This is a genomic window from Phycisphaera sp., assembly GCA_025916675.1.
Taxonomy (GTDB): Bacteria; Planctomycetota; Phycisphaerae; order Phycisphaerales; family UBA1924; genus JAHCJI01.
This window is the reverse complement of sequence record CP098402.1, coordinates 3,254,721-3,277,548: the sequence shown is the minus strand read 5'-3', so window position 1 is coordinate 3,277,548 and position 22,828 is coordinate 3,254,721. Positions and strand designations below refer to the sequence as shown.

The window sequence follows — 22,828 nt, the reverse complement described above, 5'->3', positions numbered from 1 at the left end:
AAGTGGCTGCCAGTGTTCAATGTACCACACGATCGCAGCGGCACCACTTGGATATTCGCTCGGTGTCCAGTGCTTGTTCCCTCAATCAATATGACATCGAGGCAGGCCCGAATAAGCACGATGGTATGTTTGCCGAAGCCAGCCTTGACCGCCGGTCCTGGCTGTGGCACACAGCGGCCATGTCGCGAGAGATCTACCAGGCGGTCACCGATCGCATCCTCGAACTGCTCGACCGGGGCGTCGTGCCATGGCGCCACCCGATCCGTGGTGGAGGATCTGGTGGGTATCCCAAGAACCTCGAGTCCAGCCGCGAGTACCGCGGCATCAACGTCTTCCTCCTGGCCGTCACCGGCTGGCTCCAAGGCTACGGCTCGCCGTACTGGCTGACCTTCCGCCAGGCTAAGGCCAGGAACGGGCACGTTCGCAAGGGCGAAAAGGGCGCGCTGGTCATCTTTTGGAAGCAGCACGCCACCCAGGACAAGGAGACCGGCGAGGACATCACCGTCCCGGTCCTGCGCCGATGCACCGTCTTCAACGCCGAGCAATGCGAGGGGATCAAGGTTCCCGGGGCGATCGAGGTCGAGGAAGATCCCGAACCCTTCATTCCCATCGAGGCCGCAGCGGCCATTGTCGACGGCTACGCCGGCGGGCCCCGCATCGAGCACGGTGGACACCTGGCGTTCTACCGGCCAAGCGAGGACCTGGTCCGCATCGCAGAGCCGGAGCGGTTCGTTGATCGCGAGGGGTACTACGCGACGCTCTTCCACGAGTTGGTGCATTCAACCGGCCACAGCTCACGCCTGGATCGCGGCCTGGATACCGACTCTGCGCCGTTCGGATCGCCGGACTACTCGAAGGAGGAGCTGGTCGCCGAGATGGGAGCGGCGTTCCTCGCCGCGGCCGCCGGCATCGGCCAGGAGACCGTCGAACAATCGGCCGCGTACATCCAGGGGTGGCGCAAGAGGCTTGCCGGCGATGAGAAGCTGGTCGTCCACGCCGCGGGAGCGGGGCAGAAGGCGGCGGACTGGATCACCAACGGCGACCGCGGCCAAGAGCCAGCTTGATGGCGATCACAACGATAAGGAGGACCGCCTGGATGGCGAGGCCGGCGAGCACCCACTGGACGATGTCCCAAAGCGGAATCGGAAGCACGACGGGCCCAATCTCGGGAGGATGTGTCGACATGCCCGATCGTAGCATTTCTTGCGACGGGCGAGGGCTCGGCTCAATGGGCAGCGCCGTTACGATCTGGCTCTGAATCGATCGTTCAGCATAACCGGATACAAGGCGTTTCGCGATGACCAAGCAACATCAGCCACTCGACCTTGCCGTAATGCCCCCGAAGCGGACGCACCCGCCCACCGAGTCCCAGCCGCACCTGAATCCGATCGAGCCAGAGCTTCGCGTTCGCACGCTCGTGGAGGCCACGCTGGCTGGGGTGCTGGCCATCCTCCTGGCGTGGTTGGCTCTGATAGAACTGGCGTCGTAAAGCATGCGCATGCTACTAGGTACGCAGCGCATCGAGAAACTTGGACCGAGGCGCCGGTCAGATGAAGCGGAGACCCTGTGAACGAAGCAGCCAACTGGACCATCGCGCTCATCGTGCTTGCCGCCCATGGCATCGGGATTTGGTGGCTCCTGGGGCGAGAACCAGTCAGGCTCGGCCGCCACAACCTGGGGGTTGCGTGCTTGCTCCTGCCAATCGTGCTTGGCTGGTACTTTCTCAAGGCCTGGCAGATAGGCCTCACCGACCGTTGGGAATTCGCGTGGGGCGTAGGGCGGCGCATGAGCGATCCCTCGCACTGGCTGCTGTGGTTCATCGCGATCATGCTCGTCACGTCGTTCTTCGCAATGCGGACGCTGGATCTAGCTCTTTCCGGCAAAAGCGTGCGACTCATCGGCTCGCTCGGCGTCGCCGTTGTCGGAGGCATGTACCTCCTGCTGGTCCGGATGGCAGACGCGGGCCAGACGTTCTTCTACCCAAGCGGCTACGACACCCAGGCAAAGTGGATCCAAACCATCGAAGGCGTCACGAGCCTGACCGTGGTGGCGGCCGGGGTGCTCGCGACCCTCTGCTGGATCGCCGTGTTCGTGTGGACGCTCGAGCGGGCCCGGGAGCAACGCTCGCTCCCGACGCTCGGGATGGTGCCCGGATTCTTCGTGGTCGTGATCCCGTTGTTCTGGGGACTGATCGAATCGGCCCGGTCGACCGTACTCGCCGCGGTCGACGACATGCCACTGCACGCCCAAGAGCTGGAAGGCTCACCGGGCAGCAATGTGATCGTGTTCCAGATCGTTGCCGTCTTGAGCGTCGTCCTGCTCGTCGTTGCGGTCGCGTGGTCGCTGACTCGAACGACACTCGATACAAAAGACGCCTGAATGCTTGAGGCCAAAGATCGCTGAATTTCAGGTGATATCTGCCGACATTCAGGCAACGAGCACCTTGATGTCATACTTGCGGATGTCGTCGTCGCGGGTGACGAGCACGAGGCCCTCGATCATCGCCTGGGCGAGCATCATCCGGTCAAACGGATCCTGGTGGTGCATCGGCAGATCCGAGACGGCGAGCGCGTGCGGGAGCGTGATCGGCAGCACGGCGATGTGGTCCTTGTCGAGCACCTCGGCCAGGTTGGCCGGATAGTCGAGCCGTCCCAGCCGCTTCTTGATGGCCATCTCCCACCCTGCCGCCGAGCTCACGTATACCGAGTTCTGACCGTCAGTGAGCGCAGTCCGGGCTTCTCCGGAGAGCTTCTCGGGATCGCTGAGCCACCACAGCAGGGCGTGCGTGTCGAGCAGGAACCCGGTCACTGCGCCGGTCCCCGGAACGCCTGGTCGACCTCGTCGGGCAGGGGCGCGTCGAAGTCTTCGCCGATGCGGACCAGCCCCTTCCAGTGGCCCCCCGTACGGGGCTGGTGGCTCTCGCGGAAGCCGACGAGCTTCGCGATGGGCTTGCCGGCCTTCGCAATGATGAACTCTTCGCCCCGGGCCGCCCGCTGGAGGAGCCGGGAGAGGTGGGTCTTGGCCTCATGGATGTTGATGGTTTCCATTGAATTAGTCTACAAGACTTAGTTTATTTAGTCAAGTAAAATCGATTGACTTAATTAGTGTGGTTTTCACGGCGCCAAACCAGCGGAACCCGAGGTCTTGGGCGACTGCTGTCGTCCAAAGCGGCCGGACATTGGTCCCGGCCGGACGATTCAGCTTTCAACACTCCAAGTGATTTGGGGGACGCAGGTTACGGAAGCACCCTCCGGCGGGCGGCCACACGTGCGTGGCTTGAGCCATTGATGGTCCCGGTGCGAGGGTGCTTCCGTGGCCCGCGTGAACGAAGGAGTTTCGGCATGTGGACCCACCCCGGCGTGCGGACCCATCAGGAATCGCACCAAGACAGGCTCATCACGGGATCGAACGATCGCCCAACGCCCTGGCGATACAGCGACCATGCGGGAGACCCGGACGCGCGCCCTCCAGAAGTCGCGTCGATTGACGAGAGCGAGGATGTCGACCATGTGCTCACCGATCTCCAGGACGCGATCGCCCACGGTGACCTCCACGATGTCGCGGCGCTGGTGGACCACCTGGGCCGCGCGACCCAACGCTTCCCCCAGCGATGGCTGGAGCTGCTGCGGGACGCCCTTCGGGAGGGACGCTGGGATGGGCTGAGCGCCGCCTTCGCCGCCCGGGAGTTCATCGGGCCCCGGGGTGACGTGCTGCTGCTGGGGCGGTATCGCCAGCAGCGAGACGGGGTCGACCACGATGTGCTATCCATGCTTTGCGGCCGGCTCAAGCCCCGCGTGGACCTTGGCCACGTGGCGGCGGTCAGCGAGGACCTCTTCGGCCATCCGCCCCAGAACCCGCCGGAGGCGATCGGTATCGAGGTCTCGCATGCCGCAGGGGCCGTGGGGGGCGCAGGCGGAGAGGCCTTCGTGGTGCCGGACGGCTGGGGGTGGACCGAGTCCCACCGCGGGCCCGCGTTCAACGACATGACCGAGCAGCGCAAGCGCTTCGGTGACGCGATGGAGTGCATCAAGCGGATCTTGGACGAACCGACCGCCGCGCTGCTCACCGGCCTCGTCGGTGGCGTAGACGGCATGGTCGAGGCGGCCGCCATGGAGTACGGGTTGCACGACGCGGCGGGCCACGGCAACGGCATCCATCTCTCGGAGAAGCTGGGAGGGGGCCACCTGCCCAACGCGACGTACTGCGGCTTCGAGGAGTTCCGGGCCGATGGCGTGGCCCTTGAAGTTGCGGGCCGTATGTTCGGACCCGAGCGTGCCGGCCGCATCGCCGCGTCGAACACGATCGTCCGCCTCGGGCTCGACGCCCATCGCCTTGGCGGGCTGGATGCCGACACGGACGCCCAGTGCACCCTGCTGCACTTCCACCACCTCCTGGAATCGGGGCTACTGGCGATCGAGGGCTCGACCGGCCGCCTGACGCTGGCGCGACACGATGCACCCACGCTGTGGCGGGCCTTCAAGCCCCAACGCGACCTGGCCATCCGGGTCACCCAGTGCGAGCTGGGCCTGAAGAAGCCGGCAGGCCTGAGCTGGCTGTACGCGACGCACTTCAACGTGCCCGCATCCTCCAGGCACATCTTTCAGGAGAAGGTCGTGGCGCCCTGCCTCGGCGTCCACAGCCTGAAGTAGGTTCCAATCGGCCTCGAAGTGTGGCCCGCGCGTTCGCGCGCAAGGAGAACAGGATGAGCGTTCGACTTCGTGTTAGCGTCGACGAGGCGATCTATGGGGCCTACCCCGGCTACCAGGCCATCGTGATCTACGGTGCGGGCCTCGATAATCGCGGCCCGGCCCCGTGGTGCGGGGCCCTGCTGCGGTTGGCCGAGTCCGGCCAGCGGCTCGAGCACGCGGCCGAGGGCCAGGCCCTGGATCCCCGCCTGGCCGCATGGCGTCGTGCTTACAGCGCCTTTGGAGCGAAGCCGAGCCGGCACCACTGCTCGCCCGAGGCCATGCTCAAGCGCGTGATCGCCGGTCGAGAGCTGCCCACGATCAACCCCATCGTCGACCTGTACAACGCCATCAGCCTCAAGCACCTCATCCCCATTGGCGGAGAGGACCTCGACCAGGTCCTAGACACGCCCACCTTGCGCTTCGCCCGCGGCGACGAGGAATTCGCCATCAGCGCCCAAGGCGAGTTGGCCATTGAGCGTCCCACTCCCGGCGAGGTTATCTGGATCGATGGCCTGGGCGTGACCTGCCGGAGATGGAACTGGCGCCAGTGCCGCCGGACCATGATCAGCCGCGAGACCACGAACGCGTACTTCGTCCTCGACCGGCTGGATCCGGTTCTAGAACGGCTGGTCGAAACCGCGGCCCTGGAGCTCGCCGCGGGGCTCAAGCGGCTGTCGCCCGAGGCGACCCTCACTGCAGAATGTGTGTCGGCGACGGGCAGGCGGCCGATAGACAGCCTCGACGTATAAGGGCCAGCGTGGCCCATAATCAAATTCTCGACCGAGATTTCCCGGTCCCTTTCCGGTGCCTCTTGCACGGGATGGGGGATTTGTGCTATCAAGGGGGAACAACTCATGGCAGAGCTGCCGAACGCGGGACGATCGAGTAGCACCATCCACCGAGATAGAAGGGGTGGACGAACTGCCTCTAACCGTAAAGTGGACAGCATGCACCCATTCCAACCCTCCTCACGAACTCCCCTGACTACAAAACAGCAGGACCAGGCCCAGGACGCGCTGGAAGCGATCTCGAAGGCCGTGACCGACTGGTCCGATCAGCTGGATCCTGGCGGAGAGAAGCCCTCGGAGGAGGCATTCCAGGCGTGGTTTGCCGATATGGTCGCCGAGCACCTGACCGACGATCCGCAGGTAGACGAAGAGATCCTTCGGACCACCCGGGATATGGCCCAGGTCCTCCGAGTCAATCCAATCCGGGATCGCATCCAACCGGAAGACCCGTCTCCATAAAAAATTTTCGCAATACGGCGGACATGGCCGCAGCAGCGACGATCTCACTCGTGTAGGCACACGCAAAACTCGCCCGGATGGGCGGGCCTAGCACGTAGACACATAGGAGATCCGCCATGACTCACAACACCCAACCAAACGCCTTGGACAACGTCAAACCGGCCGCTCTAGGCCAACCTCACGACGCACACGGCCGGCACATGCAGGGTGATTCTGTCGCGAAACGCGGATCCGGTCATCAGGACTCGGAGGGCAATCATCGCGACGACCAGCACACGCCAGGGCACGGCAGCCAGCATGGCAAGACGAGCCACGACCAGCACGGCAAGCCCCATCCGCACGACTGATGCTCAGGAGCGGGCAGACGACGCTGTTTGCCTGATCGCACGCACGCTGGCTCGGGAACCAGACTTGACACCCGAGCGAATCACGGAGGTGACCGCTGAACACTTGACCGATGATCCTCTTGTCGACCGTCTGATCCTCGAACAGGTCCACGATATGCGGGTCATCATGGGAATGTAACGGAATTCTGATCAGACGCATAGACATCTTGGAGTACCGACAACATTTTCTGGTGGGTAGACACCACGCATCGACATCCCGGCTTGGTTTAGCGACCCCGGGATGTGTTTCTTTGTTGAGGCCAAAAGCAATGCCAGCGATTCTCGACCAACTCGCAGCTCAATGGGCTCCCTTGCCGCCGGGGTAGCCATAGAGCGATAGGGCGGCCTTGGAGAGCCGCCCCATGTCAGCCATTCCCGATCACCACGACCCCAACCTTCCGCAACAGCTCCCAAGTGACATTGACAGGCGCATCCGTGTTCAGGTGTATCACGGAATGGCCGGACGAGCCCTGGAGGCGGATCGCCAGGATGTCGAGCAGAATGCCCGTCTTGACGTTTGGATGCTGCGACGCCGCGGTCAAAGCTGGGACAACATCAGGCCACAGGTAAGCACGATTGTGCGGCGAAGGATCGTCGACCATTGGCGCCGGAGCCCCCGGACGCCCGTTGAGCCGCTTGCTGGCGGCGAGAGTACCGACGTTTTCCCAATCTGGCACGGCATCCTTAACCAGGAGCTCCGTGTTGCAACCCTCAAGGCTCATCTTTGGGGTGCGAAGCAAGTGCAGCGTGACGCCCGGAGCCAAACGGACAAGGCCGCCCGCCGGATGACGCGGCTCCTGCTTCGGTCATTCCTGGCCCTGCGTCCACGATGCATCGCAGACATCGGTCGCGAGTGCGGCTTTGAAGATCGCCGGCGAGTAAACGAGACCATGGGAAAAGTGCGCGAGTACGCCCGCCGGTATCTCGAACAGCGGGGATTCGGACCAACTGCCTGAAACAAAGGCAGCAGCAGAACGATCCCGTCTTTACAGGACTCTTCCAGAAACGAATGCCGGCGATCGATGTTTTGGATGTGAGCGGAAGCTTAAGCGGTCAGAGCCTGCAATCTGAATCGACTCGAAAGCTCCCACCGTTGCGTCCAGGATGGACGGTTGCTCCAGCACCGTCTTCGTGACCAGCTCGTGCGATCGCTCGATCGAGTAGTCCTCAACTTTGATCAGGCCGAGCTCCGCCCTGCGCATGATACGGGGTCGTCACGGCCGACGCCGGGCGTTGACCAGCATCGACCGCAGATCGCCCTCGTAGCGGCGGAACCAGCCGGCTCGGATGTCCGAGTAGCCCTCGAGCACAGCGGCCCGTATGGACGCCGCTTCCAAGCGGTCCTTCTTCTCGCGAATCAACGCCTGGATGAACTCGCTGGGCGTCGAGAAAGTCGTTCCCGGACCGGACTGCTGGTCGACGAATGACCGCAACTCATCGGTGAGGGAGAGGTTGAAGGACCGGCTCATGGGGCACCTCCCTTGTTGATCGGCCCAGTTCTAAGCAGTCTCAAGCTCCGATCTCCGTCGTCGGCTTCCGCCGGCCGTGCCGGAAGTCGAGCACCTCGACCACACGCCGATCGTCATCGATGCGGTAGAACAGCGCGTGTTCGCCGTGGTTCAGGCGGTGGACACCATACCCCTTAGCACGTGAAACGAGCTCGGCCCTGGGATACAGCCTCGGATACTCTCTCAAGGCCTGGAGCTTGTCATGCAGGCGCGCGAGCCAGTCAGTCACGACGGCTTCACCGGCACCGCTCTCGAGGAGGTATTCCGTTTGGTCCGCGATGGCATCGTGGACCCCGGAACTGAAGGCCATGCGATAGCTCATCGATCGAGCGTGAGGCCATGCCGTTCAGCGATCCCTTGGATCGCTTCGAAGGCGTCGACACCCTTCCCATCCGCGAACTCTTGCTCGCTCTGCCGGATCGCGGCCAGGATCTCGGGAAGCTGGGCCTGGTCGAGCAGCTCGTCGTAGGCCTCGGGGCTCAGGAGCACGGCCTCTGGCCGGCCGCGATTGGTGATGAAGATGGGCCGCCCGGTCTCACGGAGCTTGGCGTGGGTGTCGGCCTGGTGGCTGCGGTAGTCGCTGGCCGTGGTGATGTCGTCGGTGCGGGTCATGGCGTGCCTCGTGTAGTTGTACGCTTGGTTGTACGTTTAGGGTCGCATAGTGTTGCGGGTTTGTCAAGGAAATTGAGGTAGATTGGCCCCACTATTTATTCTTGATAAAATACATTATCAATACTAGAATGGCCGATATGGATGGAATAGGTACGGGTAGTAGTTCAGAGATTGTACGGGTTGGGCCCGCGTCAGAACGCGCCCTGACGGCTGGGCAGTTCCAGGGGCTGGCCGACGTGCCGGCGGCGGCCGTCTGGCTGGCCAACATCGCCAACCCCAACACCAGGCGGGCCTACAAGACCGACGTCGAGGCCTTCGTGGCCTTCTGTGGCATCGAGCGGGCCGAGGAGTTCCGGGAGGTCACACGGGCCCACGTCATCGCCTGGCGGAGCGTCCTCGAGAGCTCCGCCCCCCCCACGGCCCCTGGTCCTGATGGCCTGCCTCGGCCGCTGGCCCCGGCGACGATCCGCCGCAAGCTCTCGGCCGTCAGCTCGCTGTATGACTACCTCTGCAACGAGAACGCCGTCGAGAGCAACCCCGTGGCCGGCGTCAAGCGGCCCACCGAGGGCGCCAATGAGGGCAAGACGCCCGCGCTCTCGGACGCTCAGGCTCGGGACCTGCTGGCGGCGCCCATGAAGGGCAAGGACCCCGGCTCCATCAAGGCCAGGCGGGACCGGGCCATCCTGGCCACGTACCTGTTCCATGCGCTCCGGCGATCCGAGGTCGCCGACCTGCGCGTGCTCGACATGCGCGAGCGGCGTGGGGTCATGCACTTCACCGTCTTTGGCAAGGGCTCGAAGACCCGTTACGTGCCGGTGCATCCGGCGGCCCTCTCGGCGATCCAGGAGTACCTCACCGCGGCGAAGCACCGCGAGGACCGGTCGGGCGCCCTCTTCCGCCCCGTCCGCAACAACCGCACTGGACGCATGGACCTGGCCATTACCGGTGACGGGATCTACAAGCTGCTCAAGAAGTACGGCGCCGCGGCCGGCATCACCATGGATGGGCTGTGCCTGCACGCCCTGCGCGCAACCGCCGCCACCAACGCCCTCGAGCACCAAGCCGACATCGCCTACGTCCAGATGTGGCTCGGACACTCCTCGATCGCAACGACCAGGCTGTACGACCGGAGAAGATCAAGGCCGGAAGATTCACCTACATTTAAGGTGAGATATTGACCGCCGCCTCTTCGATGGTCGCCATGGCGTCGGCCGGTTGAAGCGTCTCAGCTGCGTATAGGTACCTAAAGTCAGTACAGGGTTTAACACTTAATCAGAAGTACGTGTCAACGGATACATTTCAATCAACGAGGCTAATATTTTTTCGGAATCTACAGCGACTCTATGATGACTGATCGCGCCGGCTGCGCCTCAATACTACACGTAAAGCAAAAAGCACCGCGATTAAAAATACTATGCCAAGAAATATTAGCATCGTGAACTGGATCGCGGGCTTTACATAGCCATAGCCGCCCGCCAATCTGATATCCTGAGGCCGGAGATCCGCGCCAAGTGTCGCCAGATACTCATTTATCGCCTCAGTACTGTCATCCAGTCTTCTCACAGACCATTCTGAGGCCGCGGTATCAAAAGAACGCACAACAATGTGAGTATCAGAAAGTAAAGAATGTTCCGCTATCACAAAAATGTCCGAATTGGACGAAAACCACAAACACTCATTGATTTCAAAACTTCGTTGGTAGTTGTCAATGCCATGAAACAAAATGACATAGCCTTGCTCAATGACCACAAAGTAATCATTGCTCAGTTTTCGTGGTACCAATTCAAATCCATCATTAAGAAACAAGTAATGCCCCTATTCAATCACCGCCGGTGCATACTCCAAATGGCCGCTTAGTTTCAAAGATCTCGTACAAGCCTTCCGACCACTTCCCGAGAATCAAGTACGGCGTCCCTAATTGCTGATCAGCCCACTGGCTAATCGGTTTTGCAGGAGGCAATAGCACTGGTCCGATGCCCTTAAGAAACCACGGCATTTGTGCATATCGATGCGCGAGGTCCATGATGTCAGCGAGATCTTGAAAACGATCGTTCATACGATATGACACTGCGCATGAATAGTTTGCAGACACATCGCCAGGAAGCGACCATGGAAACGATGTACAACCAGCATGAATTCCACATCTAAATGAATATCGAATCTGATGGGCGCCGATTACGAAACATATATCGATCTGAGGAACAATGATCGCTCCTCTAGGATTGGCCGCAACAACATGTGGGTTGTACGGACGTCTCACAGGAACGTCACCATTCCCCTTGAGAGTAAAGCTAATGGCACGCGGGAGGGGTGTGCGGCAATCGCAGTCAATTAACGATGTGGCGAGCCATACTGCTTGTCTTCCTGCATCTCTGACGCGATCCCTGATTTCACTAACTGCATCTTGAACGTTACTGCATTTCAAGTAGTTGCGCTGCATGGCACCAGTTAATTCATATGTGCTGCCCGAACCTCCCAAGTAATGCAACACAAGTCGCTTTGCGCTCCAAGTGAAGAAATCTCGACTTGAAAGTCCGTGCGGATCACGAAGGGCCAACGGTTGCGACATTGAGTACTCATATAGGCTGGGTCCATCTATGTACCCCGCCAAATCGCGCTGGATCCACCGGCCCAGATCGGTCTTCAGCACGCGATTTCGCACGTGATTCACCGTTGGCACGTAATCGTCCTGCACGTACCCCGCATACCCGACGGTCGACCCATCCCGGCTGAGCACGTCCCAGCCCATGCTGGCATTGGTGGTGAAGCTGGCGTCGTCGTTGTCCACGTCACCGTCCAGGTCTACGTCGACGTAGGCGTCATAGCCGCTCCAGCTGCTGATGGCCGTGTCATCCGTCCCGTCGTATTCGCCGTCGAAGCCCGTATCGGGCGTGTCGCCCGCCACCATACCGAAAGCGCGGCCATACGGGCTGAAGAAGAGACGCTCCCGTTGCACGGCCGCCTCGTCGATGATCGCCACGGCGTCCTGCCGCCAGTTCTGCAGCACGTACCACCGCTGATCCTCGGTCTGCGGCGATCCAGTTGACAGAAAGGTGCGGCGCATGACCACTGAGTCTATGTCGCTGTCGCCGCCATAGCCGTCCAGGCCGGCCTGGTGGTAGAGGAGCTCCTCCAGGTAATCGGATGTGCCGTCGTGACGGCTGATCAGCCGCCAGCGGTCGTCGTAGATCAGATATTCGGTGTCTGTCCCATCGGACTCGGCGATCCGCTGGCCCAGGCCGTTGTAGCGGTACTCGGTCACTACGTTTGTGGTGTCGCGCACGAAGATCGTCGTCAGCCGGTTCCAGGCGTCGTACTTGTAGTCGTAGTCGCCCCCGTCGTCGATCATGTTCCCGTTGCCGTCGTGGTCGGGATCCAAGTCGCTGCCACCGGTGGTGATGTTGCGATAGGTCCACTCGTTGGCGTTCGTGAAGTGTGTCGATAGCGGCGTCGTGTTGTCCTCGGCGAAATCCGTGCCCGACCCGTCCAAGTCATAGTCACGCGTCGCCCAGTTGCCCGTGGCCGTAAGCGACCAGTTGCGTTCCTCGCGGGTCGTGCTGATCGTCGAGCCATTCCAATCGCCACGTTCCTCGCCCAACACCCGGCCCAGCGCATCGAGCGCGTAGACACGGTCGAAGTAGTGTGTGCCACCGCTGCCGACCATCACGTTGTCGATGGTCCGCTCGATGTCGCCACGCTCGTTGAAGGTGATATCTACGTCATAGAAGTCGACGTCAGTTGTGTTCAGATCCCGCGTCCAGGTCCACGTCGCCGGCCGGTTAAACCGATCCAGCTGGGTGTAATCACCAGACGAATCAAAACGCTCGCTAAACACGTCCGGCTCGGGCAGCGTCGTGCCCACCAGCCCGCTCGTGCCCAGGTAGTCGTACGTGGCCACCGTCACCGAGCTCTGCCCGTTGACCAGCTTCACCGAGTCCACGCGCACCAGCGCGTTGCCGATGCCGGTAGCCGGCACCGAGTACTGGACCGTGTACCCCGTGGGGAAGTCCATCTCGCTGCGGCGGATCGTCTTGCGGCCGCCCGTGGGCGTGGCCTTCACATAGGTAAACTCCACGTCGTGCGCGTTCGCGCTAATGACCGAGTCGTGATCCTGCGCGATCTTGGTCGCGTTCCCCCAGCCGTCGTAGCTGTACTTGACCTCATCGGTCGCCGTGCCGCTCGTCGCCGCGTCGTACTGGGTCACCGTGTCCAGCAGACCTCGATCCAGATACGCCTGCTCCACGCGACGCACCGCGCCGTCGAAGTCGGCGTCCAGCGTCGTCACCGCCGAGCTGGTCGACCGGCCCAGATCGTCGTAGGCCGTCTCGATCACGTTGCCCGCCTGGTCCTCGCGGCGCACCACCTGGCCCAGAGCGTTGTAACTAAACGACACCACGTCGGCGTCGCTCGTATCGATGTCCGAGCCCTCGTCGGCCGTGTTGGTCGAGTCGGGGTACACCACCGCGCGCAGCATCCGACCGGACGCCACCTCGCTCTTGCCGGTGCTCACCGTCCCCTTGGCCACGCCGTACACCCACCGGGTGATCTGGTCGTCGGCCGTGCTCGGGTTCGCCGCCACGTCCTTGGCCCCGTCGGCGTCCTGGTCGACGATCATGCGGATCCGAAGCCCGTCCTCGTACTCAAACCAGGTGTACAAATCCTCGTCGTCGGTCACCGTGCCGGGCGTGCCGTCTACGAAATTTCGGATCACCGAGGTCTGCCGGCCCAGGTCGTCGTAGGCAAACACCGTGGCCACGTTCTCAGGATCGATGCTCGTGGAGACCTCGCCGTCGGCGTTGTACGTCGTGTCGCTCACGATCACCGTGGCGACGCCCTGACCGGGCGTGGCCAGGCCATCGCGATCGAAGGTCGAGCCCCCGTTGGTGCCGTAGAAGGCGCTGGTCACCGGCCGGTCCAGCACGTCGTACCACGTCGCGCTGATCTGGATCCGCCCGGTAATATTCGCCGCGGTGAAGGCCAGCAGGTCGCCATCGGCCCCGCTGTCCAGCTCGCCGGTCGTGCTCGTGTCGTCGTGGTCACGCTGGATGGCCGCCGAGGCAAACACGAGATTCGAGTCGTTGCTCTCGTACGCTGTGACCATCTGCTCCATCACGTGGTCGCCGCTCACGCCCTCCGCGTGCGCATACAAGGTATCGTCGGTCTTGCCCAGCACAAACCGGTCGGTCGCCCGGCCCAGCCGGTCGTACTCGGTCTTGGCCAGCTGCCCGCCCTGCACCTTGATCGTCCGGCCCACCTCGTCGTACCAAGTCAGGCTTTCCAGGGTGGTATTGCTAGCCCCGGTCGATTGGGTGATCTCGTGACGCTCGCTCTGCCACACACGCCCACGCGAGTCGTAGTCCATCTCGCTCAAAGCGACCCGGTTGCCCGTCACGCTCGTCGGATCGCTCGAGACCGTCAGCCCGCTCACCGAGCTGTACCGGCCCGCCGCCAGCGTCCGGCCCAGGTTGTCCAGCTTGACCAAGGAGTGCGGGGCCGCCGCGCCCTCGGTCAGGATAGTCCGCCCACGCACGTCGTGGCTGTACTCGGTGGCGCGGGGCCCGCCGAGCGAGCCCTGGGTGTACGCCGTCGTCTTGGTGACGTAGCTGTTCCCGCCATCGTTGGTCCCGTCGTACTCGGTCGCAGAGACCGTCACCATGTTGTTCGTGCCGGTGGTGTCACCGCCCTCGTCGCCCTCGTCGTTGGTCCCGATCTCGCTGGACGTCATCCGCCCCAGCTTGTCGTACACCGCCCGGCTGATCGTCCCCGTGGCGTCCTTGGTCCGGATCCGACGCCCCATGCCGTCGTACGCAAAGGTCGTCGCGTCGTAGTGGGTCCCCTCGGTGCCGTCGCCGCTCGCGGGGATATCGAAATAGCTCCGGCTCTCTTCCAGCAGCGCCCCCGACTCGGTGTACACCGCCGTCGAGTACCGCGACACCGTCCCGTGGCCCACCGCCAGCAGCGGATCCGTATCGGTCTCGTCGATCCAACTCGACAAGGCCGTCGTCGTGCTGCCGCCGCTCAGGGAGACCTGCATCGAGGCCACGCCGTTGCCCGCGTGGTCGGACACCGACACGCTTGCCGGCCCGTAATAGGTCGTCGGGCCGGTGGTCACCAGCGGGATGCTCACCGTCACCGACCGGCGGTCCAGCAGGACCGTCCGGTACACCTCGCTCACGTCGCCATCGGGCGCGGTCATCTGGGTCCGCCGCCCCTGGTCGTCGTAGGCGTAGGTCGTCGTGACGCCCCAGCCGTCGCCGTTCTCGGTGATGCCGAAGACCCCATTGGGGTCCGCGTCGTACGTGCTCGCCGCATCCAGCGTCGCGTCGCGGATCGACTCGACCAAGAGGCCGTCGTCGTACTCCATGTAGTCGTAGATATCGTCCTCGGCCTTCACGAAGGCCGTGTGGCCGTTCTGGCGCACGTAGGCGATCCGGGTGTGGGTTGTGTTCTCGCCGTTCTCGGCAGTCACCACCGCCGGAAGCGTCGTCGTGATCGCCTTGGGTCGGATGGAGCCGATGTCCGTCGCTGTCGCGCTCCACCAGGTCCGGCCCACCGTCGTCTCGTCGTAGTCCGCCGCCGCCAGCGTCCCGCTGGTCTCGCTATCGGCGAAGACCGACCGCTGCGCATCGACGAAGGGCACATTGAGCGTCGCGCTGCCGATCGTCAGCCCGCGCGTCTCGTAGTCCATCTGGCGTTCCACGTACGCCGTGCCGGTCGCGCCGGTCTTGAATTCGTAGCCCTCGACAAAACCGGTCAGCGACCCGCTCGACACGCGGTCCACGACCCGGACCAGGCCCACGGTGTTCGACCGGGTAAACGCCCCGGTCGAGTGCGTGTACGCCGTCACGTTCGCCGGCGTGGCGATCTCGTCGACCAAGGCGTCGCTGCCGCGCACCGCCAGCGTCGCCCAGGTGTCCCCCGGAGCCGAGGACGGATCGCCGTGGGTCTTCACCTCCCCATAGACCTGCCCGCCCTCATCAAACAGCGTGCTCACGTACAAGCCATCGGGCTGCTCCACGATCGCACGACGCTTCCACGCGTCGTCGTACGGCGACGCCTCGCTCCCAGTGGTCCCATACGTGATCTCGTGCTCGCCATTCAGCCCGCCCGCGCAGCCGCAGCGCCCGTTGAACCACGCCTTGTCCACCTGCCGCGACGAGTTGTACTCGAAGTACGCCGCCGCGTACAGCTTGAGCGCGCTCTCGCTCATCGTCAGCGGGGTGTCATTAAACGTGCTATCGTCGTAGTCCGCCGCCCGGTACCCCTCGGCCTCCACGATGTACTGCAACGCGCTCGCGTGCCCGGGGTTCGTGCTGTCGCTGAAGGGATCCACCCAGTAGCGGTAGTACTTCTTCGTGATCAGGTCCTCGCCGCTCTCGTTGCTCGGCATCGTCACCGTGACCGACTTCAGATCGCCGTCGCTGCCGTAGCTCTCCGACGAGCCGTAGTAGACGTAGTCCACCTGGCCGACCTTCGTCACCGTGCCCGGGCTCGACCAATCGCCGCTCGAGCAGATCTCCGCCTCGACCTTGGTCAGCTGGCCGCCCAGGTAGGTGTACGTGTACCGCCTCCCGCCATTGCCGATCGAGTCGTACGCGACGGTGAGCTTGTTGGCGGGGCTCACGCCCACCGTGTCGAAACCGACCTCGATCGCCGTCGACCCCGTCGTCGCATCGCCCACGAAGGCCGTGTCCCCGTCGGGGCCGATCTTTTTCCACAGCTGGCCGGCGGCCACGCCCGAATCGCCATCGAACCCAAAGAAGACCATCTGGGTCCCATCGGGCTGCGTCAGCGTGTAAGTATCAGGCTCGCTGCCGGCACCGGCCGCGTACTGCACCACGCCCGTAGCCCCGTTGATCCCCTGGAATTCGTCGTCGCTGACCCCGATCCGCTTGAACGCCGCGTAGCGGTCCGCACCGGCGACCACATACAAAACATCCAGATCATCCGTCGCGCCCTCGAAGAGCGCGATCTCGGGGTTCGCCATCGCCCAGTTGTTGCCCTGGGGGCCCTGGCTCACGTGGTGCCCCGAGTCGTCCTGACGCGTGTTGTACGTCCGGCCGATCACCCAGTTGCCACCGGGATCAGCCGGGAATGCAAGATCCACGTCGGTCACCCGCACCGCGCCATTGAACAGGTCCACGTACCCGCCCAGCATCCGTTTGCTGTTGAAGCCAAGGTCCGAGCCCGAGTGGCCGGGAATGACCCCGCCCATCAGGCCGCCCGCGCGCCCAGAGCCATCCAAGTGAACGCCGCGCTGGCCCGCGCGAGGAGCGAGATCCTGCACGCTTGTGGGCGAGGCTTGGTAGGTCACCAATTGCGCGTCGTACAAATTCAGCACATCATCGGCCAGCGAAGAAGATGAGAGCGCGAGCCCCGCACACATCACACAAGCGACCGCACCAGAGCCCTTCCATCGAGCACCTTCACGGGCACCCGCCCGGATGCCGGCGGGAGGGCCATTCGCCACACCCACCATCCGCAGCATGCTTCGCAGACCGTTGGACAAGCCGTTGGTACGTGAAATACACATTGTCGCCTCCGACGATAGTTTGCGGGGATCGCGCCCCGCCCCTTGAGCCATTCGCTCGCGGGGGGTTCTCGTTCGCACTGGGTTTTCCGGTACAACTCGATCCGGTACACATCTGAACAAGCTGATTCGAACAGATTCGGATTGTCACGACCACGCGCACGCACCGGAACAACTCGACGGGGGGCAGCGATCGCTCACCCACCATTGGAACGCCGAATCCGAGTCCATGCAAGCGGACAAACCCTAGTTTTGAAGAAAAACTTGCACACCCCCCCAAAGGGGCTAGGCATTCCAACGCAGCCGGAAGTCCTGATGCGTTTCGCGCGCAAATGCGCTTGCATCACAGATCGTTTGCGGTATAACAAAAGAAGTTCACCGCCGATGTTCTGGCAGCGAGCCGATCCCGGATGCGTTCAAGATGTGCGAAGCGATGCCAAGAGCGGCATCGCGATTCGCCGATTCGAGGAACCGATATCACGCCCGCCTCAATGTGACACGTGCGGGCCCATAGGAGATCGCCATGACCCTCAATCCAACCAAGCTCTGGCTTCCCATCGGCAGCGTCACCGCTGCCGCAGGCGCAATGCTCATCGCGGGCATCATCACTTCCTCGCCAAAACCAACCGCCGCCGGGGCCATCACCGCCCGGGCGATCCTGCGCATGGTCACGCCCGAATTGCACGACGTCGATCGTGAGCTGCGACGCGTGGGGCTCACGCCAGAAGCACTCGCGGCGGTTGGCCTCGATGCCACGGCGACCACGGCACTCGCAAACCGAGCCGTCACCCACCTCGACGTCACAAACTACACCAGCCTCCGACAGGCGATGACCGCCCACGGTTCGGCCAAGGCCGAGATGCAGCGGCTCCAGCGCGCCTTCCGGGCCGGCACACCCGGCGAAGCTACCCAGCAGGACCTCGACGACGCCATCGCGCGGGAAGCCTCGACACGAGCCACGATGGAAGCACGACAGGGCGACCTGTACAACGCCGCCACCGATGGGCTGGGCGGGAACATCCTCGCCGATCTGGCCGACATCAGCTCCGAAAACGACCTCCGCTATCCCGAGTACTACAAGGTCGCCGATCGCACCCACGCCGAGGCCATCGCCCTCCGAGACGCCCTCAACGGCGTGCGGATCGATGCCAAGCTCGGGCAGGATCCCTTAGACCACCACCAGACCATCATCGGCGACGAGCTCGCCAAGATCGATGTCGCCGCCGCCAAGACAAGCTTCGACACCAACCTCGGCGCCATCATCACGGCGTGGCAGCTCGTGCTCGATCCGGCGTGAGTGATCAACATCGCGCACGCGAGGGTCGCTCTGGTTTTGGTGGTTGTGATGGGAACTGGCTGCGCCTCGCCGCCGCCGGTGGGGTTGTATGGCTCGATGCCGCTCAGTGGTGAGTGGGCGAAGGCGCATCGGCTAACCGAGTCAGCGATCTTGCTGATCGATGGAACCGAGCCGGATCTCGAACGGGGTGAGGCGCTGCTCCGCAAAGCGATCGAGGCCGATCCCGCGCATGGGCCGGCGTATCTCCAGTTGGGTGTCGTATTCGAGAATCAGCGCGAGCTCGAGCGGGCCCTCCGGGCGTACGCGTGGGCCCACAGGCTTATGCCCGGGCATCCCGAGCCACACGGTTGTCTGAAGCAGATCCTCGATCAGCTTGAAGCACAGTTGGGACCACGGAGCAAGGCTTCAGGCATCCACAAAGTTCCGATGCCGAGCCAGCCAATCCCCCGAACACGATACTTGCATCCCTGGCCGGCTGATCCGCTCGTAAACACACTGGATATTGGCGGGCGGAGCGAGCTCACGGATCAAGAGAGACTCGATATCGCCCAGTAGCTGGGCGGTGAGCCGACACGCCGTCGAGATCTCGCCCACCCGGACAACATATTCTGGTATGTCGAGTACAACATCAATGTACTCCAGCACACCATCCTTGGATCGACAGGCGATACGCTGACGCACGGTCTGCCGGTCGGCCTTGCCGAGGTACAGAACCTTGTCGGTCTCCGGATCGCACAACGCGTACAAGGCCCCTCGGCATTCGAGAAGCTCGTTATCGTCATCGGGCTCGGTGGTCCAGTGGATGCGAACGTTCGCCATGCTTTGACTCCTTCGGCTTTTCATCCATCGTCAGATCTATGAGATCACGCCAGTCGAAGTCATGGACTCTCCGCGCACCATTGGATCATGCCTCGCCGCAAGAAGAAGTGGCTCTTGCACCCGGCTTTTCGCCATACGGATGGCGAAAGCGTCACCGTGTCGTCCTCTTCGGTGCGCACGGACCATCTCGGCCGCCCCCCCACCGTGCTGAGATGGATGTCCGCACCACACCCACACGGGCAGCGCATCGCCACGCTCCAGATGCCACCGTCTTCGCCGATGAGGTAGACCGTTTGCGGCCGCAGGATCTCGGGCGCTTCCTCGACTCGCGCTGTCTCGAAGGTTGAGGGACGCTCGACGAAGAGGTTCTTGAACCACGACCAGAGGCGACGGAACCAGCTCATCGAATTCCCACCTCTCCCAGGGCCGGCATGCCCAGCAATGGGGAGTCGTCCCCCCTGCCCACCATCTTCAGCTCTCTATTGCTCGCCCCTTGGTCCGCTTCACGCTGCCAGAGCGTGTTGGTCAGGCTGATGCGCTGAGCCGCGAACGCGGCGTTGTCATCGGAGCGAAACTCGTGCAAGCGTGAGAGAAGCTCCAGGACCGCGAGGCTCGCGAAGTAGCTGTTCACGCTGACCACCGCGGGCCGGTCCTCGCGAATACCCCTGATGTAGCCGCGCTGGACCTGATCGGCGTAGTCCTCCGGGTCCGTGTCGCGGAGGTTCTCCGCCCTGAGAGCTTCGGAACTGAAGACACCCCGCTGCATGAGCCCGGCCCCGTCGGGGCGCAGGTAGTGCACCGATCCGGCCACCTGGTCGACGCCGCCCTTGCCATCACCATCGAGCTTCACCCCTACATCGATGTACGCGATCGTGTAGTAGCGGGCCAGGCGATTCAGCACGTTCCGGCCAGCCAAGCTGTCCATGCACCCAAAGACCACATCGCACTTCGCCAGAGCCCCGAGGGCGTCTCTGTCCTGTAACTCGGACGCGTATGGCCGGACGATGGTGCCGAGGCCCATCGCCTCCACCGAACGCGCCAACACCTGGACCTTGGGCCGGGCGTTCCGGGCATCCTCCATGGTTGCCCCGACGATCCGGTTGAGGTTCTTCTCTTCGACGTGATCGGGGTCGACAAGCACAAGCTCGCCGACACCCAGGCGGGCCAGTTGCTCGACGAGCGGGCTGCCGGTTCCCGAGCACCCTGCGACACCGATGGTCAGCCTTCTGAGCAGATTCGTCGTCCCCGCGCCGAAGAGTTGGGCGTGGCGGACCGCGAAGCCAGGCACGGCTTCGTCCACGTCATTCGCCCAGATGGCGATGTCATCGCCGATGATGCTGACCTTGGAAACCACCCCAAATGCCCCATCGGTGTGGACCGTTCGGGCGAACACGCGACCGTTGGGAAGCATGACCGCACTCGCGTGGGGACGGTCATCATCCACCCATCCGAAGACGGATTCGAAGAAGACACGATCCGAGTGATCATCCGTCCCAGAGAACTCCTCAAGACCATTAGGATGGGAATGCAGCTTGAGCACGGCCATCGCGCCGGTGTTTGCGCGAGATAGCAAGTCCCCCACCATCGTCGGCGGCCACGTCACACGCAAGGGGCTGCGATCACACGCTTCGTGCGGAATGAGCCGAATCTCGTGGACCATCAGGGCGTCGGATCCGCATCGCCCACACAGAGCCACCGCGACGGCTTCCTCGCCGTCTCCTGGAAATAGATGCCCCTTCAGCTCCGCGTGCTGGCTCCCGGTCATACGGATTTTCATGAGGCCGTTCTCAGCTCGCGTGCGAGCCACTCGCCCACAAGGAGCATGTGCGTCTCGATGCAATCAACGCCCGGGCGCCACGGATTCTGATTCGTACGGTGTCGGGACCACCGCTGCCACACCTGGCCGTCGATCTCGTGCGACGTGATCGTGTTGATCAACCCGCCATCGGCCCGCGAGAGCGCGGGGCTGAAGTAGGCCATGTCGATCTGCACGTCCGGGTAGCTCGATGGCAACTGGAGGGCCACGGAAACGGTGGAGGTCTGGTACGCATCGGGCACCGGGTACTCATGGATGAGAACCCAGTGATCCGACCCGCTCTGGATGGCCTCCCACGGGCGTCCGGATTCGTCGAGATATGCAACGTCCTCGGAACGAAGGACGAATTCACGCCGAGGACTAGCCACGGGAGCCCTCCGTCGTGTCCAGCGGGATGGTCATGAATCGCTCGACTCCAGGAGCCACAAAACTCACGGTCTGGTTCGCGTCGATCTCTTCGGGCTCGCGTCCCCTGAGCTTCTGGAAGAGCTTGTGGGTCTGCGCGGACTTCTGGACCAATTGGAGGATCTCTTCTCCGGAGAGCTCCTTCTGCGAGACGCGTTGGACTTCGCGGTCGATGCGGATGATGTAGACCCGTGCATCGGGCTTCTGGTCTGACGGATTGCTCTTGGTGTACTGCTCGATATCGAGTTCGTTCAATTCGTCGGTCTTGTGCTCTGCCATGTCGATCTACCTCCGTGGTTGTGGTGCTCGGGTCCATCCCGGCTAGGTGTCTTCGTGCTCGGCGGACTACGCCGCCGCCCCCCCACTTCCCGGGGGCAATGGCTGGACTTCGACGCGCGTGACCAGCTTGACTCCGAGCGCTTCGAGCACCCGGTGGGCCCGCTCGACGGTGACCCCGTGGTACTCATTGCGTTCGTCCCGGGAGACCTGGGTCTCCGAGACGCCCAGTTGCTTGGCCAGGTCACGCTGGCTCATGCCGCGCGCGATGCGCAGCCCAATGAGCACCTGACGCAGGCCATCGAGGTTCTCGAACTCGTCGATCTGCCCCTGCTTGAGCCGCTCGTAGCTCTCGATCTCTTCCACCAATTGGAGGTGGAAGGATTCCAAGGGCTCACGGAGCTTTACGATCTGCTCGTCGGTAAAACCCTGCTCCCTCCACGCCGCCTCGTGTTCGGCGAATCGTTGTCGTTCGGCTTCCGCACGCTCAACTGCCTTCTGGTACTCGCTCTCGTTGCGGATCATCTCGACCTTCCCGTTACTGTTTCTCTCCCTCGGTTTCTCTCCCTGCCGTCGATCTTCACATTCTCTTTCCTCCTACTGCCCCGCCTTCACAATCCGGACAATCCCCTTGGGCGCATCGGTCCGCCGGCAGGTCCGAAAAAAGGCGGGAAATTCCAGTTCGTTCCCATGGCTGTCCTTGCCAGCGATGGACCCGGCGTAGTGCGGGTAGAGCTCGACGCGGTAGGCATGCCACATGGGCAATTGGCCCTTGGGATAGCCCCGGTAGGACCGCCTCTTGTTGTGGTCCCAGGTCCAGCACTTGGACGGGTCGAGCTTGTTGAGGGACCGCTCGAGTTCGCCCGTCGCCAGACGCATGGGATCGCAGACGAAGTAACCGTCGATGTCGTTGGGGTGGTCCTTGTCCTCCACGAACGAGCCATCGATGAATACCTCCTCGATCCCGGCCGCCCAGAGCTGCTTCACGAGAATGGCTAGGTTCGCGACGAGGTCCCGTCGCCACTGGCTGTCCCATGTCACGCTCCGATTCGGCCCGGTCGGCCCCAGAACGAGCATCGAGCGTTCGAGCTCTTCCAGAGTCATGAGGTACTCGCCCGGTGGCAGCACCCCATCGTCGTTGAACGCGAGCGATCCGTCCGTATCAACCATCCCAGGCCTCCTGCCTATATGCACATTATCGCATATCTTGACATATATGTCAAGCATAACTCATAAGTATATTC

The 22,828-nt window shown here is 62.9% G+C and carries 25 protein-coding genes; 9 read left to right on the top strand and 16 right to left on the bottom strand.

Annotated features, from left to right (window positions below; genetic code table 11):
* The first annotated feature begins 179 nt into the window (after window positions 1–179).
* The 3 genes from NCW75_13965 (at window position 180) to NCW75_13955 (ending at window position 2,379) form a co-directional block, all read left to right on the top strand.
* The gene (locus tag NCW75_13965) at window positions 180–1,064 is read left to right on the top strand and encodes a zincin-like metallopeptidase domain-containing protein (GenBank protein UYV12391.1); all 885 of its coding nucleotides are present in this window, start codon (window positions 180–182) and stop codon (window positions 1,062–1,064) included.
* Between the two features lie 233 nt (window positions 1,065–1,297).
* Window positions 1,298–1,489, top strand: a complete 192-nt coding sequence (locus NCW75_13960) for a hypothetical protein (GenBank protein ID UYV12390.1) — start codon at window positions 1,298–1,300, stop codon at window positions 1,487–1,489.
* Between the two features lie 77 nt (window positions 1,490–1,566).
* Entirely contained in the window at window positions 1,567–2,379 is an 813-nt protein-coding gene (locus NCW75_13955; protein UYV12389.1) for a hypothetical protein, read from the top strand.
* A gap of 48 nt (window positions 2,380–2,427) precedes the next feature.
* On the opposite strand, the gene NCW75_13950 is transcribed toward NCW75_13955, so the two are convergent.
* Both NCW75_13950 and NCW75_13945 read right to left on the bottom strand, forming a co-directional pair.
* Window positions 2,428–2,808 (bottom strand): type II toxin-antitoxin system VapC family toxin, encoded by a 381-nt coding sequence (locus NCW75_13950; protein ID UYV12388.1) that lies wholly within the window; start codon window positions 2,806–2,808, stop codon window positions 2,428–2,430.
* Window positions 2,805–3,047 (bottom strand): type II toxin-antitoxin system Phd/YefM family antitoxin, encoded by a 243-nt coding sequence (locus NCW75_13945; GenBank protein UYV12387.1) that lies wholly within the window; start codon window positions 3,045–3,047, stop codon window positions 2,805–2,807. The genes NCW75_13950 and NCW75_13945 overlap by 4 nt, the downstream gene beginning before the upstream one ends.
* A gap of 294 nt (window positions 3,048–3,341) precedes the next feature.
* Between NCW75_13945 and NCW75_13940 the strand changes: the two genes are divergently transcribed.
* From NCW75_13940 to NCW75_13925, 4 genes are all read left to right on the top strand, one after another.
* Window positions 3,342–4,649 (top strand): DUF6014 family protein, encoded by a 1,308-nt coding sequence (locus tag NCW75_13940; protein ID UYV12386.1) that lies wholly within the window; start codon window positions 3,342–3,344, stop codon window positions 4,647–4,649.
* 53 nt (window positions 4,650–4,702) lie between these two features.
* A complete protein-coding gene (locus NCW75_13935) occupies window positions 4,703–5,437 on the top strand; it encodes a phenylalanine--tRNA ligase beta subunit-related protein (protein ID UYV12385.1) in 735 nt (244 codons plus the stop codon).
* 198 nt (window positions 5,438–5,635) lie between these two features.
* Window positions 5,636–5,935, top strand: coding sequence for a hypothetical protein (locus tag NCW75_13930; protein ID UYV12384.1), 300 nt, complete (start codon window positions 5,636–5,638; stop codon window positions 5,933–5,935).
* A 116-nt stretch (window positions 5,936–6,051) separates the two neighbouring features.
* On the top strand, window positions 6,052–6,282 hold the full coding sequence (locus tag NCW75_13925) for a hypothetical protein (protein UYV12383.1): 231 nt from the start codon (window positions 6,052–6,054) through the stop codon (window positions 6,280–6,282).
* Window positions 6,283–6,686: 404 nt separating this feature from the next.
* Here NCW75_13925 and NCW75_13920 read toward each other — a convergent pair whose 3' ends face one another.
* The 4 genes from NCW75_13920 to NCW75_13905 all read right to left on the bottom strand — a co-directional run bounded on the left by NCW75_13920 (window position 6,687) and on the right by NCW75_13905 (window position 8,441).
* Window positions 6,687–7,043 (bottom strand): hypothetical protein, encoded by a 357-nt coding sequence (locus NCW75_13920; GenBank protein UYV12382.1) that lies wholly within the window; start codon window positions 7,041–7,043, stop codon window positions 6,687–6,689.
* A 492-nt stretch (window positions 7,044–7,535) separates the two neighbouring features.
* A complete protein-coding gene (locus tag NCW75_13915) occupies window positions 7,536–7,790 on the bottom strand; it encodes a hypothetical protein (protein UYV12381.1) in 255 nt (84 codons plus the stop codon).
* Between the two features lie 40 nt (window positions 7,791–7,830).
* Window positions 7,831–8,151 (bottom strand): type II toxin-antitoxin system RelE/ParE family toxin, encoded by a 321-nt coding sequence (locus tag NCW75_13910; GenBank protein ID UYV12380.1) that lies wholly within the window; start codon window positions 8,149–8,151, stop codon window positions 7,831–7,833.
* The gene (locus NCW75_13905; protein UYV12379.1) at window positions 8,148–8,441 is read right to left on the bottom strand and encodes a type II toxin-antitoxin system Phd/YefM family antitoxin; all 294 of its coding nucleotides are present in this window, start codon (window positions 8,439–8,441) and stop codon (window positions 8,148–8,150) included. Before NCW75_13905 ends, NCW75_13910 begins: the two co-directional genes overlap by 4 nt.
* Before the next feature lie 137 nt (window positions 8,442–8,578).
* Here NCW75_13905 and NCW75_13900 point away from each other — a divergent pair, with 137 nt between their 5' ends.
* Window positions 8,579–9,619, top strand: coding sequence for a tyrosine-type recombinase/integrase (locus tag NCW75_13900; GenBank protein UYV12378.1), 1,041 nt, complete (start codon window positions 8,579–8,581; stop codon window positions 9,617–9,619).
* Between the two features lie 163 nt (window positions 9,620–9,782).
* Here the strand turns inward: NCW75_13900 and NCW75_13895 are convergent, their stop codons facing one another.
* Window positions 9,783–10,190, bottom strand: a complete 408-nt coding sequence (locus NCW75_13895; GenBank protein ID UYV12377.1) for a hypothetical protein — start codon at window positions 10,188–10,190, stop codon at window positions 9,783–9,785.
* 70 nt (window positions 10,191–10,260) lie between these two features.
* The gene (locus NCW75_13890; GenBank protein ID UYV12376.1) at window positions 10,261–16,974 is read right to left on the bottom strand and encodes a hypothetical protein; all 6,714 of its coding nucleotides are present in this window, start codon (window positions 16,972–16,974) and stop codon (window positions 10,261–10,263) included.
* A gap of 520 nt (window positions 16,975–17,494) precedes the next feature.
* On the opposite strand from NCW75_13890, the gene NCW75_13885 reads away from it, so the two are divergent.
* Window positions 17,495–18,268 (top strand): hypothetical protein, encoded by a 774-nt coding sequence (locus NCW75_13885; protein UYV12375.1) that lies wholly within the window; start codon window positions 17,495–17,497, stop codon window positions 18,266–18,268.
* Window positions 18,269–18,409: 141 nt separating this feature from the next.
* On the opposite strand, the gene NCW75_13880 is transcribed toward NCW75_13885, so the two are convergent.
* The 8 genes from NCW75_13880 to NCW75_13845 form a co-directional block, all read right to left on the bottom strand.
* Entirely contained in the window at window positions 18,410–18,601 is a 192-nt protein-coding gene (locus NCW75_13880; GenBank protein UYV12374.1) for a hypothetical protein, read from the bottom strand.
* 72 nt (window positions 18,602–18,673) lie between these two features.
* On the bottom strand, window positions 18,674–19,087 hold the full coding sequence (locus NCW75_13875) for a hypothetical protein (GenBank protein UYV12373.1): 414 nt from the start codon (window positions 19,085–19,087) through the stop codon (window positions 18,674–18,676).
* Between the two features lie 59 nt (window positions 19,088–19,146).
* Window positions 19,147–19,491: a DUF6527 family protein gene (locus NCW75_13870; GenBank protein UYV12372.1), complete on the bottom strand. Its 345-nt coding sequence runs from the start codon at window positions 19,489–19,491 to the stop codon at window positions 19,147–19,149.
* A complete protein-coding gene (locus NCW75_13865; protein ID UYV12371.1) occupies window positions 19,488–20,852 on the bottom strand; it encodes a ThiF family adenylyltransferase in 1,365 nt (454 codons plus the stop codon). The genes NCW75_13870 and NCW75_13865 overlap by 4 nt, the downstream gene beginning before the upstream one ends.
* 8 nt (window positions 20,853–20,860) lie before the next feature.
* Window positions 20,861–21,271: a hypothetical protein gene (locus NCW75_13860; GenBank protein ID UYV12370.1), complete on the bottom strand. Its 411-nt coding sequence runs from the start codon at window positions 21,269–21,271 to the stop codon at window positions 20,861–20,863.
* Window positions 21,264–21,587 (bottom strand): multiubiquitin domain-containing protein, encoded by a 324-nt coding sequence (locus NCW75_13855; GenBank protein UYV12369.1) that lies wholly within the window; start codon window positions 21,585–21,587, stop codon window positions 21,264–21,266. The genes NCW75_13860 and NCW75_13855 overlap by 8 nt, the downstream gene beginning before the upstream one ends.
* A gap of 66 nt (window positions 21,588–21,653) precedes the next feature.
* Window positions 21,654–22,109: a helix-turn-helix domain-containing protein gene (locus tag NCW75_13850; GenBank protein UYV12368.1), complete on the bottom strand. Its 456-nt coding sequence runs from the start codon at window positions 22,107–22,109 to the stop codon at window positions 21,654–21,656.
* Between the two features lie 72 nt (window positions 22,110–22,181).
* Complete coding sequence (locus NCW75_13845) at window positions 22,182–22,754, bottom strand: hypothetical protein (GenBank protein ID UYV12367.1); 573 nt, start codon at window positions 22,752–22,754, stop codon at window positions 22,182–22,184.
* Window positions 22,755–22,828 lie beyond the last annotated feature (74 nt).